This window comes from Micromonospora sp. RL09-050-HVF-A (genome assembly GCF_019374995.1).
GTDB lineage: Bacteria > Actinomycetota > Actinomycetes > Mycobacteriales > Micromonosporaceae > Micromonospora > Micromonospora antibiotica.
In genome coordinates, this window is record NZ_JAGKQP010000002.1 from 1134866 (window position 1) to 1147898 (window position 13033).

14 protein-coding genes are annotated in these 13033 nt (G+C 72.7%); 1 reads left to right on the forward strand and 13 read right to left on the reverse strand.

From position 1 onward, the window contains the following. Positions 1 to 15: 15 nt before the first annotated feature. From J7462_RS05310 to J7462_RS31835, 8 genes are all read right to left on the reverse strand, one after another. Positions 16 to 429, reverse strand: a complete 414-nt coding sequence (locus tag J7462_RS05310; protein ID WP_308290762.1) for a protein-tyrosine phosphatase family protein — start codon at positions 427 to 429, stop codon at positions 16 to 18. Between the two features lie 543 nt (positions 430 to 972). Continuing rightward, positions 973 to 1566, reverse strand: a complete 594-nt coding sequence (locus tag J7462_RS05315; protein ID WP_219462312.1) for a hypothetical protein — start codon at positions 1564 to 1566, stop codon at positions 973 to 975. Positions 1567 to 2029: 463 nt separating this feature from the next. Further along, positions 2030 to 2341 carry a MazG-like family protein gene (locus tag J7462_RS05320; RefSeq protein ID WP_219462314.1) on the reverse strand — a complete coding sequence of 104 codons (312 nt, stop codon included), beginning with the start codon at positions 2339 to 2341 and terminating at the stop codon, positions 2030 to 2032. Positions 2342 to 2551: 210 nt separating this feature from the next. Then, positions 2552 to 3190, reverse strand: a complete 639-nt coding sequence (locus tag J7462_RS05325; protein ID WP_219462317.1) for a hypothetical protein — start codon at positions 3188 to 3190, stop codon at positions 2552 to 2554. 12 nt (positions 3191 to 3202) lie between these two features. Beyond that, the gene (locus J7462_RS05330; RefSeq protein ID WP_308290764.1) at positions 3203 to 4987 is read right to left on the reverse strand and encodes a DUF4012 domain-containing protein; all 1785 of its coding nucleotides are present in this window, start codon (positions 4985 to 4987) and stop codon (positions 3203 to 3205) included. A 119-nt stretch (positions 4988 to 5106) separates the two neighbouring features. Next, entirely contained in the window at positions 5107 to 6318 is a 1212-nt protein-coding gene (locus J7462_RS05335) for a glycosyltransferase family 4 protein (RefSeq protein ID WP_208570726.1), read from the reverse strand. 126 nt (positions 6319 to 6444) lie between these two features. Beyond that, positions 6445 to 7317, reverse strand: a complete 873-nt coding sequence (locus tag J7462_RS31830; protein WP_255598188.1) for a CpsD/CapB family tyrosine-protein kinase — start codon at positions 7315 to 7317, stop codon at positions 6445 to 6447. Beyond that, on the reverse strand, positions 7212 to 7901 hold the full coding sequence (locus tag J7462_RS31835) for a YveK family protein (protein WP_255597588.1): 690 nt from the start codon (positions 7899 to 7901) through the stop codon (positions 7212 to 7214). The genes J7462_RS31830 and J7462_RS31835 overlap by 106 nt, the downstream gene beginning before the upstream one ends. 187 nt (positions 7902 to 8088) lie before the next feature. On the opposite strand from J7462_RS31835, the gene J7462_RS05345 reads away from it, so the two are divergent. Then, positions 8089 to 9966: a nucleoside-diphosphate sugar epimerase/dehydratase gene (locus J7462_RS05345; RefSeq protein ID WP_219462320.1), complete on the forward strand. Its 1878-nt coding sequence runs from the start codon at positions 8089 to 8091 to the stop codon at positions 9964 to 9966. 60 nt (positions 9967 to 10026) lie between these two features. On the opposite strand, the gene J7462_RS05350 is transcribed toward J7462_RS05345, so the two are convergent. The 5 genes from J7462_RS05350 to egtD form a co-directional block, all read right to left on the reverse strand. Beyond that, positions 10027 to 10230 carry a hypothetical protein gene (locus J7462_RS05350; protein WP_208570723.1) on the reverse strand — a complete coding sequence of 68 codons (204 nt, stop codon included), beginning with the start codon at positions 10228 to 10230 and terminating at the stop codon, positions 10027 to 10029. A gap of 106 nt (positions 10231 to 10336) precedes the next feature. Next, a complete protein-coding gene (locus tag J7462_RS05355) occupies positions 10337 to 10606 on the reverse strand; it encodes a hypothetical protein (protein WP_219462322.1) in 270 nt (89 codons plus the stop codon). 25 nt (positions 10607 to 10631) lie between these two features. After that, positions 10632 to 11051: a DUF1622 domain-containing protein gene (locus J7462_RS05360; protein WP_219462324.1), complete on the reverse strand. Its 420-nt coding sequence runs from the start codon at positions 11049 to 11051 to the stop codon at positions 10632 to 10634. Positions 11052 to 11108: 57 nt separating this feature from the next. Then, the gene (locus J7462_RS05365; protein WP_219462326.1) at positions 11109 to 11696 is read right to left on the reverse strand and encodes a TMEM165/GDT1 family protein; all 588 of its coding nucleotides are present in this window, start codon (positions 11694 to 11696) and stop codon (positions 11109 to 11111) included. Between the two features lie 338 nt (positions 11697 to 12034). After that, entirely contained in the window at positions 12035 to 13006 is a 972-nt protein-coding gene (gene egtD / locus J7462_RS05370; protein WP_219462328.1) for an L-histidine N(alpha)-methyltransferase, read from the reverse strand. Positions 13007 to 13033: the final 27 nt, after the last annotated feature.

Below are 13033 nucleotides of genomic sequence, written 5' to 3' on the forward strand. Positions count from 1 at the left end.
CGGGACGCGGTGCGGTCAGCGGCCGGGAAGTCGCCGCAACCAGGCCCGCTGCCAGGGGGTCTCCACGGCTTTCGGGTGGTAGTGGTCGCGGACCCAACCCACCGCCTGTCGGGCCGGCAGTCCGTCGAGGATCGCCAGGGCGGCGAGGGCGGTGCCGGTCCGGCCGATCCCGCCCCGGCAGGCCACCTCCACCCGGGCACCGCCCTGCGCGCGCCGCAACGCCTCGCGCAGGGCGTCCAGGGCGTCCGCGCGGTCGACGGGCAGCCAGAAGTCGGGCCACCGGATGCGCCGGTACGGCCAGGCCGGGGCCGGGCCGGGCGCCAGGATCAGGGCGAAGTCGGCGGGTGACACCGCGTCGGCCACCCGCCGCCCGCGCACGGTCGCGCCGCTGGGCAGGGTGACCACGCCGGTCGAACTGGACCAGTCCACACCGCGATTCTGCCCGGTACGCACACAGCGCGCCGCCCCCGACCCGGGTGGGTCGGGGGCGGCGCGTGTCGATGTGCGGGTCGCCTCTCGGCGCGTGGCGCAACGCGGCTCCAGCCGAACGGAACTCCGCGACGGCATTTCAGGTGAGGCCCGGGGACACCGAACACACCGACACCCTCCACAACGCGGGACCCCACCTCCCCCTTCCCCACCCTCCAGTGACCCCCGTCACTCTCATGTGGCCGCCCCGCTACGACGCCGCACAGCCACGGCACCGGGCTGGCCGAGGTCGCCACCCGCCGCCGGCCACGACAGCAGTGCCGAGAACGAGGGTCTCCATGCACGAAGGAACCTTGCGTGGAGAGTTGTGGTGCCTGGGGCAGCGACAACTCTCCACGATCTTCGGCCGCTTCCGTCGGCCTCCCGGTCCGCCGGCATGACCACGTGCCGGCATGACGGCACGCCGGGCTGTCGGTGGGCGTGGTGTTGGCCGGCACCCCGGGCGGGGTGCCGGCCATCGTGGTCGTGCGGGTTTGCTGCGGGTCAGCTGTTCCAGTGGTGGGCGACGAGGTCGGCGGCCTGGGTTTCCCACTGGGCGTAGTGGTCGGGGTACGCCGACACCTGGACGGTCTGGGCGGCCTTGGTCAGGGGCATGTCGTGCCAGCCGTCGACCTGCTTGAGGCCCTTGAGGAACGCCAGGGTGGCGTACTCGGGGTCGGTGATCTGCTCCACCGTGCCCCAGCCGGAGGACGGGCGTTGCTGGAACAGGCCCTGGGAGTCGTGGTCGTTGCGGTCGCCGAGGTGGCCGAGGTTTTCCAGCTTCGACTCCTGTAGGGCGGTGGCGATGGAGACCACGGCGGCGCGTTCGTCCATGCCGGCCTTCTTCGTGGCGGCGATGATGGCCTTGGCGTTGCCGGTCTGCTCGTCGTTCAGGTCGATGCGGGACTGGTCGCCCTGGACGCCGTGGGGGATCAGCTTGGTCTTGTCCACGGCGGGCTTGTCGGCCTGCACGGTGGTGGCGGCGGGGTGGGTGTCGGTGGCGGCGTGGGCGTGGGTGGCGGGGCCGGCGAGGATGCCGCCGGTGAAGGCGAGGCCGGCGATGCCGAGGGCGGTCTTACGCAGGATGGTGGTGTTCATGGGGGTAGCTCCTTCGGGGTTGACGCCCGGGGACCGACCGGGGGGTCGGTGTGCCTGCCCGGGGGGCAGGCGTAGCGGGCGTGGGCACCACGTCGGGGCGCTCAGGTGGGGGGAGTTCGGGGGTCCCGGCCGGGGAGGTGGGCCGCTCGTGCCGGGGTCAGGTGTAACGACCGGGGTGCCGGGGCCATTCCCGCACGGATGCGGAGGCGGGCCGGTCGGGGGTGTTGCTGCGGTCGTCCGTGGGGGGTGTAACGACCGTCGGTGCCCGCTCATTCCGCCGGGGGGCGTCGGCCGGGCCGCCGGGGGGTGCTGCTGCGGTCGTACGCAGGGTGTAACGCCTGCGGGCCGGCCCGGATTCCGGCCCGGGGGTGCCGGCGGTCACCGTGGCGGAGAGCCGATGCAGACAAGGCGGACAATCGGCGCGTGCCCGCGACACCACACCACCCATCGGGGCCCGGAGGCGTCACGGGGTGATCCGCGACTCGACCTTCGCGGCGCAGGCGGTCACCACCGAACGGGCGTCCAGGCCCAGGCTCTCGATGGCGACCAGGGCGGTGAAGACCACGTCGGCGAGTTCGGCGGCCACCTCCGCGTGAGTGTGCGTGACTCCCTTGCGCGGGTTCTGGCCCAACGCCCCGATCCACGCCCCGGCCGCCTCACCTGCCTCCTCGGTGAGTTTGAGGATCCGGCAGGTCAGCTCCGTCTGGTCGGTGCCGTTCGCGGCGTCCAGCCAGGCGCGTGCGGACCGGGCCGCGTTCCAGATCGACTCGTCCATCCCGCCAGTGAACCGGACGGGGATGACGATCCGCGTCCGGGGGCGGTCGACACGCCCGACGTCGGTGGGCGGCGGCGGGCCACCCCGGCCGCCCGACGGCACACGCCCCGACGTCGGTGGGTGGCGGCGGGGCCACACCTGCCGCCCGACGGCAGGTGCCCGTCGGACCATGGGTCCGACGGGCACCTGTGCGTACCGGTGCGATCCGGGTCAGCGGGTCATACCGAACCGCTGGCGACGCCGCCAGCCGAACGCGGTGAGCATCAGCACCACACCGGCGCCGACCAGCCCGCCGCCGACCTTCAGGGGCGTGCTCAGGTTGTCACCGGTGACCGGCAGGTGCGGGTGCGGCTTCTTCTTCGGCAGCACGGTGATCGTCGTGCTGGCCGTACGGCCCGACGTACGCCCGGTCGCGGTGAAGGTGAGCCGACCCACGTCGCTCGGCCGGTAGCTCACGGTGAAGTTGCCATTCGCGTCGGTCTGCGCCGTGAAGTGCCGCGGCGCGGGCTGCGGCTGCGAATAGTCGACCTTCACCATCGCGACGGTGGTGCCGTCGCTGCGCCGGGCCGGCGCCTGCCCCGGAACGGCCGCGGCGAGGGGCGCCACGGTGACGTCGATGTCGACGATCTCGTTCGGCCCGAAGCCGGTGCCGGTGAGCACCACGGTCTCGCCGAGGAAGATGGTCGTCGGGTTGGCCGTCAGCGAGGGCGTGGTGGGCGGATAGTCCGGTGGCGGCTGCGGGGTGCTGGTGGTGGCGGGTGGCTGCGGCTGAGCAGCCCCCGCGGCGGTCGGCACGGCCACGATGGCCAGACCGACCGTCAGCGCCATGAGAATGCGGGATAGCCGCATGATGGTCTCCTCCTACTGTTTGCAGCTAGGTGCGGGAACTACTTGGGTGGTCCATGGGGTGGCGGTCGGTGTGTGCCAGAGTTCGGGGGTGCCGGTGGTGTTCCTGCCGGTGAGCAGGTCCACGTCGAGGGTCCGGGTGGTGCCGGGGGCGACGTCGACGGTGGCGATGACCACCTGCCGGCGACGCTCGATCCCACTGCCCAGCGGGGTCGCTTTTCCGTCGACCCGGGCGCTGAGCACCGTGCCGCCCGCCGGGCTGTAGATGGAGATCAGGGTCCGGGCCGTGTACGGGTCGCCGGCCATGCCGAGGCCGAGCACCGACTTGGCGAGACCCGAGTCGGGGGCCGACGAGTGCAGGGTGAAGCGCAGCTTGAGCTGCCGCCGCCCCTCGTCGGCGCAGTCACCGGCGGTGAGGGTCGCCGTCGGCCGCAGGTAGTAGCCGAGCTTCGCGCCACTGCCGTCGTTGAGGAAGACCCCGACGGTCGGGGCGGCCTCCTGTTCGGGGAGGGCACCGGCGAGCCGGGTGTCGGCGAACGTCCGCTGTTCCGTGGATCGGGCACTCCAGAACAGTATCCGTCTTTCCGTGATGGAGCGGTCTAAAGCCGACAAAAGCACTCTTGGGTTGACCTTCTTCGTGAGGAAGGCGTCGAACACGGCGGACGCCGACGCGGCGAAGAAGGCATCCTGGCCGTTGTCGTCCCGCCCCTGGTAGGCGTCGCTGAGCAGGGTGCGCACCACCTGACTGCTGACCAGGGTCGCGTCGCCCGGCACCTGCACCGGCCCGGTGGCCTGGAGCAGGTAGGACAGCATCACCGGGTCGACCGTCAGGACCCCGTCGACGGTCACCCCGCTGTGCCGCCGGTACATCTCCCGGTAGAGCTTCGCCGCGGCAGGGAAGTTCGGGCTCAGGTTGACGTCCGCCGGATAGATGCCCGGCAGGTCGGTGTAGAGCCGGCGTACCTCGTCGTCCACCCGCAGCGCGGGGGTGAACCGGCCGAACTGGGCGCTGGTGCCCTGCTCGCGCATCCGGATCCGCCCGTCGTCGGCGTGGATCACCGCGTACGCGCCGAACATCCCGCCGGTGGCGCGCAGTTCGGCGAGATTCTGCGACAGCAGCAGGTAACTGCGGGGCCCGTCCGCGCCGAGCAGGGCGGGCAGCACCCGGGCGCCCCGATCGGCCGCACCGGTCAGTCCGGCCAGCCGGTCGATCTCCGTACGCAGCTCCGCCAACGCGGTGCCGAGCTGACTGACCAGATCCTCGGCGCGCACCGCGTCGAGGCCGGCCCGGGACCTGCGGACGGCGGCGTCCGCCGCGCTCAGGTCCGCCGAGGCGGCCCGCAGCCGGGCCAGGTCCAGCCGCCCCCCGGACGGCACCAACGTGGTCAGGTCGGTACGCAGCAACGCCGGGAAAGCCTGCCGGGCCAGGTCGTCGATGGCCACCGCGATGGTCCGTACGGCCGCCACGTCGTCGCCGGCGTAGGGGACGTGCCGGGCGAGCCACCACCCGGGGTCACCGGTGGCGGTCCGGGCCGCACCGGCCTGCTCCTGCAACGCCGCCAGCGTGCGCTGGGCGCGGTCGAGGTCGCCGCCGAGCACCTGGGTGCTCAGCTCCCGGGCGAGCCCGGCCGCGTTGACCAGGTGGGCGCGTGCCTGCCAGCCACGGAAGCCCACCCACCCGGCCGCACCGAACAGCACCGACCCGACGACCAGGGCGACCAACAGGGCCCGCCGGACCCGCCGCCGGGTCCGCCGTCGCAGTCTTCGTCGGCCGCTGCGCGACCCACCGTTCTCCGCCACGCCGTGCTCCACTCTCGCCTGGGGCGATATGACCATCAGTGGGTTTTCTAGCATGATTGACGATGTTCTGAGGCTTGTACGGGCTTTTTACTAGTTGGTGGACCGGGCCCGGCCGATCGTCAGCGGCGGACCGCGATCTCCCGAAGCAACGCCTCGATCCGGTCCACCCCGGCCCGCAACGACATCTCCCGCAGATAGGTCTCCCGCCCTCGTCGGCCCATCTCGACCCGGGCCGGCGCGGGGATGGTGGTGGCCAGCCAGAACCGGTCGGCCAACGCGGCCCAGTCCTCGGGTGGGCAGGAGAGCCCGGCGCGGGCCCGCTCCACCAGGGCCGCGGTGTCCCCACCGGCCGAGGCCACCATCGGGGCGGCGCAGGCCAGCGCGGACTGCACCTTGCTCGGCACCGTCCCGCTCAGCTCGGGAAGGTCGCGCAGGGTCACCAGCTGGTAGTCGGCGGCGGCGTACAGCTCGGGCATGTCCAGCGGAGACCGCCGCTCGAGGAAGCGCACGTTGTCGGCGCCCAACTCGGTGGCGAGCCCCCGGACCCGCCGTTCCTGCGCCCCGGAGCCCACCAGCACCAGGTCCATCCGGTCGTCGAGCGCCGCCGCCGCCCGTACCGCGGTCTCCAGGCCCTGGCGTACGCCGATCGTGCCGGCGTGCATGACCACGCAGCGGGCGTCCCGGCGAACCAGCGCCTGGGCGTCGCGGCCCGGTCGCACCGGCTGGAAGATCCGTTCGTCGGTCCAGTTGAGCACCGTGCGCACCCGCGCCTCGGCCACCCCGTCGGCGACCACCAGCTCCCGCATGGACGGGGCGGTGACCGCCACCGCGTCGGCCTCCCGCAGCACCCGGCGCATGGTGGTGGCGATCCGGCCGGGCCGGGCCTGCGCGGCCTGCCCCGGGGCGACCTCCCCGGTCCACAGGTCCTGCACGTGCAGGACGGTGGGCACCCGGCCGAGCAGCCGCAGCAACCCGGCGGTGGCGAAGGTGGTCGCGGGAAACTGGAAGACGTACAGCACGTCGACGTCGGCCAGGTACCGCCGGCCCGCCAACGCGGCGCTGCCGGCGAAGGAGAGATAGCCGGCCATCCGGGCGACGGGCGAGGCGTCCCCGCCGGCATAGCGGGGCACCCGACGCACGGTCAACCGCTCGCTGCGGGTCACGTGCCGAAAGCGTTGCCGCCAGCCCGGATAGACCTGGCCGCCGGGATAGTCCGGAAAGCCGGTCAGCACCCGCACCTCGTGTCCGCGCCGGGCCAGCTCCTCGGCGAGGCTGCCGGGAATGAAGGCCGGTTCCGGCGGGAAGTGGTACGACAGGATCCCGACCTTCATCGTCGCGCTCCCCCGCCCGTACCGCCGCCGGCCGACCGGCGCACGCGGTCGGCCGGCGCCGGGGGCGGCGGCGAACCGCCGCCCCCGACCCGGGGCATCCCCGCGCTGCCGGACCCGGAGCAGCACTCATCGCGGCAGCCGGGTGAGTTCCTGCGTCCGGTCGCCGACGGGGGGCAGCCCCTGATCGCCGCGCTGGGCGGCGGTGGCCCGATCGGCCGGGACCGACGCCCCGGTCGCGGTGGCGATCCGGTACGCCTCGTACTGGTAGGCGTCCGCCCGGGCCACCTTGGCCATGTTGAGCACGCAGCCGAGCAGCCGCACCGACACGGAGTGCAGGGAGCGGGCCGCCGCGGCGGCCTGGGCACGCGAGGTACGCCCCTGCTGGGTGACCAGCAACGCGCCGTCGGCCTGCACGGCCACCACCACGCCGTCGGTGACGGCCAGCAGCGGTGCGGTGTCGATCACCACGATGTCCGCCGACTCGCGCAGGGCGAGCAGCAGGTCCGCCATCGCCTTCGAGCCCAGCAGTTCGCTGGGGTTCGGGGGGGTCGAGCCGCTGGGCAGCACCAGCAGCGACTTGTCGCCCCAACGCTGCACCACGTCGCCCACCTGGACGTCGCCGACGAGCACGTCGGTGAGGCCCACGCCGCCGTCGACCCCGAGATAGTCGGCGACCTTCGGGCGACGCAGGTCGGCGTCGACCAGCAGCACCCGCCAACCCGCCTCGGCCAACGCGATCGCCAGGTTGCAGGACAGGGTGGTCTTGCCCTCCCCCTGCAACGCGCTGGTCACCGCGATCACCCGGGCGGGCTCGTGCACGTCCACGAAGCGCAGGTTGGTCCGCAGTTTCCGGACCGCCTCCGCGCGGGCCGAGGTCGCCGCGTCCCCGACGATCAGCGGTGCCGCCTTGGCGCCCTGGTCGAAGGGGATGTCGCCGAGCAGGGGGCTACCGGTGGCCCGCTGCAACCCGGCGGCGTCGCGCAGCCGCACGTCGACCATGCCGCGCAGCACCGCGAGCGCCACGCCGAGCAGGAGCCCGACCAGGACACCGAGGGCGAGATTGCGGTTGGGCTGCGGGGAGACCGGGCTGGCGCTGACCCGGGGCCACCCACCACCTCGATCCGGGTGGGACCGGCCTTGCCGTCCGAGGTGGTCTCGATCTTCTTGACCAGCTCGACGAACTTCGCCGACAGGGCCTCGGTGACCTTCATGGCCCGGGCCTGGTCGGTGTCGGTGACGGTGGCACGCAGCAGCACGGTGCCCGGCTCGGTCGAGGTGGCGACCCGCCGCTGGACGTCGTCGGCGGTCAAGCCGAGGGCGGTCTCAGCGACCATGGCCTGCGCCAGGCGGTCACTGCGCAGCAGGTCGGCGTAGGACTTCACGCGTTGCTGGAGGAACAGCTCGCCCTGGTAGGCGTTGCTGACGCCCTGGTTGGGGGCGGTGACGAAGAAGGTCACCGAGGCCACGTACCGGGGCGCCGTACGGACGGTGACCAGCGCCGCCGAGCCGACCGTGAGCATCAGGGTGACCAGGACGATCCACCAGTGTCGGCGGACCAGGCGCAGGCAGGTGCGGACGTCCATCACGCCCTCCGTTCCGGCGGAACGGTCAGCTGGTGAAAAAGCACGAAGTCTCCCTAGGTTCCCATAACAGCGTGAGAGTATCTAAACCCTGCATGTAGTCCTTAGACGGCAAAAGCAACGTATACGATGCAAACCTCTTAGCAGTGCCGAATCCTCGCAATAGCGAAACAAAACGCAGAGGACGCCAATGAACCACGTAGACCCCCTGCCCGACGACGCCCCCATCCAGCGGCGCGATTGGGTGACCCGACGCGCGAAGGCCCTGTCATTGCTAACGCTCGACACCGCTTCCTGGTGCGCGGGCTTTCTGATCGCCTCCTGGGCGCGCTACGAGTTCGGCATCACGCCCCGGCAGTGCGCGCTCGCCCTCGGGGCCGCCGGCGTGTGCGCGGTCATCCACGCCGCCCTCGAACAGGTACGGTTCACCGCCCGGGGCCGGCACCCGGTCGGCAGCGTCGGCGAGGCCCGTGACCTGGGTGGCACCGTGGTGCTGGCCGCCGCCGTGGCCCTGGCCGCGCTGCTGCCGATGACGGACCGACCGGTCCCCGCCAGCGTGCCGGTCCTCGGTGCCGCCGTGGCGCTGCTGATGATGGGGGCCGGCCGGGTCACCTACCGGTGGCGACGCGACCGGGACGCCCGACCGGCCCGCTCCGCCGACCGGACCCTCATCTACGGTGTCGACGCCGCCAGCGAACGCCTGGTCCGGGTGCTGCTCGGCGACCCCGCCAGCGGATACCTGCCGGTGGGACTGCTCGACGACGACCCCGACAAACAGGGGCTGCGGGTGGCCGGGCTGCGGGTGCTCGGTGGTCGGGACCGGCTCACCCAGGCGGTCCGGGACACCCGGGCCAGCACCGTGATCTTCTCGATCAACGGCTCGGACGCGGCGTTGATGCGCGACGTGCGCAGCCGCACCCTGCAGGCCGGTGCCGCGTTCAAGGTGCTCCCGCCGGTACGGGAACTGCTCGACCGCCCGGTCACCGCCGACGCCGTACGCGACCTGCAACTCACCGACCTGCTCGGCCGGGCCCACCGGGTCGCCGAACTGACCGTGGAACGCAACGGTCTCGCCGGACGCCGGGTCCTGGTCACCGGGGCCGGAGGGTCGATCGGCTCGGAGCTGTGCCGGCAGATCGCCCGCTGCGACCCCGGTGAGCTGATGATGCTGGACCGGGACGAGTCCGCGTTGCACGCCCTGCAGATGTCCCTGCACGGCCGGGCGCTGCTGGACGGGCCGGAGCTGATCCTCGCCGACATCCGCGACGGTGACGGCATCGCCCGGGTCATCGCCGACCGGCGGCCCGACATCGTCTTCCACGCCGCCGCACTCAAGCACCTCACGCTGCTGCAACGGCACCCCGGCGAGGCGGTCAAAACCAACGTCCAGGGCACCCTCAACGTGCTGGAGGCATGCCGGGACGTCGCCGAGTTCGTGAACATCTCCACCGACAAGGCGGCCAACCCGATCAGCGTGCTGGGCTACTCCAAGCGGATCACCGAGCGGCTGATGGCGCACTACGCCGACCGGTACGGCGCGAAGTTCCTCAGCGTCCGCTTCGGCAACGTGCTCAGCAGCCGGGGCTCGGTGCTCACCGCCTTCCAGGCCCAGGTGCGGGCCGGACTCCCGATCACCGTGACCCACCCGGACGTGACCCGGTACTTCATGACCGTGCAGGAGGCGGTGCACCTGGTGCTCCAGGCCGCCGTCCTGGGCCGGGGCGGCGAGGCGTTGGTGCTGGACATGGGCGAGCCGGTACGCATCGCCGAGGTGGCCCAACGGCTGGCCGCCGAGGCGTCCCCGCCGCCCGAGATCGTCTACACCGGTCTGCGCCCCGGGGAGAAACTGCACGAGGACCTGTTCGGCGTCGACGAGGTCGACAGCCGGCCGATGCACCCGCTCATCTCCCACGTCCGGGTGCCCGCGCTGGCCCCCGAGGAGCTGGCCGGGCTCGACTCGTACGGCGACCCCGACGAGTTGGTCAAACGGCTGGCGGCGTGCTGCGACGACAACCTCGCCCGGCTCGGCGACACCACCCGGCTCTCCGCGCTGCCGTCCCCCCGCTGAGCCCACCGTCCGCCCGGTGCCGTCCCCAGCCGGGGACCACCGGGCGGACGGTCGTGACGGTCAACGACCGCGGTGCGCCGTACGGTCCCGCCCGTCCGGTTCGGTCTCGTCCAGCGCTTCGGTGACCGCCTCGGTCAGGTCGTCGCCCGGCACCGCGACCGCCTCCGCCCGGTCCTGCTCGTCGGGGCGACCGCCCGGCGGGGGCTGGGGGGCGGTGGCCCCGCCCGCGAAGCCGTACTCGTTGGGCTCGTCGTGCCGACTCATAGGGGAATCCTTCCCGTCACCTTCGGTCCGTGCCGTGCCACCCCCGGTTGGGGGTGTGCTCGGCTTACCCGTCCCGACGGGTCGGTAGTCCGCCAGCGGGTGGAAGTCAGCCAGCGGGCGGTGGCCCGCCCGTGGGCCCCGGGCCGCCAGCGGGCTGGTGGTCGGCGGGGGCCGGCGTGCCCAGGCCGGCCCAGAGCACCCGGCGCAGCACGATGACCGCCACCGCCGTCGCCAACGCCGGCCAGCTCCGCCCACCCGGCAGCCGGAGCAGACCCGCGGCGACCAGCAGTTCGAGCAGCACCCCCAGCGCGGTCCGCCAGGACCGCACCGTCAGCAGCACCACACCACCGACACCCAGGGCGAGGGCGCTCACCACGGCGGCGAGCGGGCGGCGAGACCGCTCATCCGGGCGACCCGCCGCCTGCGGCCCCGGTCGGCGTCGGCTGCGGGTCGGGCTGCGGTCGACCACCCGCGTCGGCGGTCACCTGCCGCTGCTCCTGGGCGATCTCCCGGCGCAGCACGACGTTCAACGCGGTCCGGATGGTGGCGATCGCGGCCAGCTGACCCAGCTGGGCGAAGGTCGGCGACACCGCGGTACGCAGGATGTCCGCCGCCAACTGGAACTCCAGGCCGAGGGTGAGGAACCGGCCGAGGGAGAGCCGGATCGGGGTGAACACGGCGGCGCTGCGGTGTCGCAGCCCTTCGACCACGAACCGCAGCGCCGCCCAGAGCGCGCCGACGACGATGACCGTCGCACCGAAGGTCTCCACCACGCCCACCACGACCGTGTCGCCGTGGCGCAGCAACTCGTCCACCCTCACCGGGTGGCGTTACCCGCCCCCGGACCAGCTAGTCGGAGGACCCGGCCAGCCGCACGGTCAGGACAGCTCCCGCACCGCCTCCAGGATCAACCACAGGCCGCAGATGGCGAAGAGCACCGCCGCGCCATACCGGATGGTCTTCTCCGGCAGGTGCCGACCGAGCAACCGGCCGACCAGGATGGCCAGGGCGTCGGCGGCCACCATGCCGAGGGTCGAGCCGAGCCAGGTGCCGAACCAGCCGTACTTGGTGGCCAGGGTGATGGTGGCAAGCATCGTCTTGTCGCCCAACTCGGCCAGGAAGAAGGCGACACCGACGGCGAAGATGGCGGACTTGCCGGTCTTCTCCGCCTTGCGTTTCTCCTCCTCGGTGAGCTTGTCCCCGCGCAGCGTCCAGACCCCGAAGCCGAGGAACGCCAGGCCGGCGACCAGCGAGATCCACCCGGTGGGCAGCGCGGCGTTCAGGCCGACCCCGATGGCCACCGAGGCCAGGTGCACGATCGCGGTAGCGACGGTGATGCCGATCAGCACCGGCACCGTCTTGAAGCGGGTGGCGAACGTGAGCGCCATGAGCTGGGACTTGTCCCCCAGCTCGGCGACAAAGATGACGCCGAAGCTGACCACCAGCGCGACGAGGAAACCGTCCATGAGAACCTTCCCGATCAGGCCGGGAGGAGGTGTGGGGCGCCCTCGACCCGGCTGTGACAGCCTGAGTCGAAGGTCTCGCCCGCCCCACCGTGAGGTGGGGCCGCGTGGCCGGGTGCGGAACGCACCAGTGTGTCGACCACGACATTGGGGGCTACTCCCCTTCGCGTCCACCAGCCTAGCCGAGCGGCCCGGCCGACGGGACGTCGGGTGCACATCGTCACCCGGACGCCCCGCCGGCCGACGGGCCGGGACGGTTCAGGCCACCTGGGCCAACGTCACCCCGAACGGCCAGGGCGGGTCAGGCCACCTGGGCCGGCACCCCGAACGGTCGGGGCGGGTCACGCCGCCTGGGCCAACGTCACCCCGAACAGGCTGTCCGGGTCGGTCCAGAACCGGGTGGGCAGGAAACCGGCCGCCGTCAGCTCGGCGGCGACCCCCGCCGGCCGGAACTTCGCCGACACCTCGGTGCGCATCTCCTCGTCGGCGGCGAAGTCGACCGTCAGATCGAGCGCCCCGATCCGTACCCGCATCGGGTGCCGGGCCCGTAGCCGCATCTCGATCCACTCCTGCGTGGGGTCCCAGTGGGCGACGTGGGCGAACGCGTCCGGATCGAAGTCGGCGGCCAACTCCCGGTTGATCACCCGGAGCACGTTGCGGTTGAACTCGGCGGTGACCCCGGCCGCGTCGTCGTAGGCGGGCACGATCACCGCCGGGTCCTTCACCAGGTCGGTGCCGATCAGCAGGTGGTCGCCCGGCTCCAGGGCCGCCCGCATGGCGGCCAGGAAGCCGGCCCGCTCGGCCGGCAGCAGGTTGCCGATGGTGCCGCCCAGGAAGGCCACCAGCCGTCGGCCACCGGTCGGCAACCGGTCCAGCTGCCGGGTGAAGTCACCGACGATGCCGCGGACCCGCAACGCCGGATAGTCGGTGGCGATCTGCGCGGTGGACTGCCGCAGCGCGCTCACCGACACGTCCAGCGGCACGAAGGTGCCCAGCCCGCCGTGCCGGGTGAACGCGTCCAGCAGCAGCCGCGTCTTCTCCGACGAACCGGAGCCCAGCTCGATCAGCGTCTTCGCCCCGGTCGACGCCGCGATGTCGGCCGCCCGCTCGGCGAGCACCGCCCGTTCCGCCCGGGTCGGGTAGTACTCCGGCAGCCGGGTGATCTCCTCGAACAACTCGCTGCCCCGGGCGTCGTAGAACCACTTCGGCGGCAGCCACTTCGGGTCGGCCGCGAGCCCGGTCCGCACATCGGACCGCAGCGCCCGGTCGAGGTCCCGCTCCTCCAGGTAGATCTCCAGCGGTTCCGCGCTCATGTCGTCCTCTCCTGCACCGAAAACGTC

Coding starts and splice junctions, on each gene's coding strand:
- J7462_RS31830 (WP_255598188.1), bottom strand. CDS start 7,317: ATGGTCGACGTGCGGCTGCGCGACGCCGCCGGGTTGCAGCGGGCCACC.
- J7462_RS05345 (WP_219462320.1), top strand. CDS start 8,089: ATGAACCACGTAGACCCCCTGCCCGACGACGCCCCCATCCAGCGGCGC.
- J7462_RS05320 (WP_219462314.1), bottom strand. CDS start 2,341: ATGGACGAGTCGATCTGGAACGCGGCCCGGTCCGCACGCGCCTGGCTG.
- J7462_RS05365 (WP_219462326.1), bottom strand. CDS start 11,696: ATGGACGGTTTCCTCGTCGCGCTGGTGGTCAGCTTCGGCGTCATCTTT.
- J7462_RS05325 (WP_219462317.1), bottom strand. CDS start 3,190: ATGCGGCTATCCCGCATTCTCATGGCGCTGACGGTCGGTCTGGCCATC.
- J7462_RS05350 (WP_208570723.1), bottom strand. CDS start 10,230: ATGAGTCGGCACGACGAGCCCAACGAGTACGGCTTCGCGGGCGGGGCC.
- egtD (WP_219462328.1), bottom strand. CDS start 13,006: ATGAGCGCGGAACCGCTGGAGATCTACCTGGAGGAGCGGGACCTCGAC.
- J7462_RS05335 (WP_208570726.1), bottom strand. CDS start 6,318: ATGAAGGTCGGGATCCTGTCGTACCACTTCCCGCCGGAACCGGCCTTC.
- J7462_RS31835 (WP_255597588.1), bottom strand. CDS start 7,901: ATGGACGTCCGCACCTGCCTGCGCCTGGTCCGCCGACACTGGTGGATC.
- J7462_RS05315 (WP_219462312.1), bottom strand. CDS start 1,566: ATGAACACCACCATCCTGCGTAAGACCGCCCTCGGCATCGCCGGCCTC.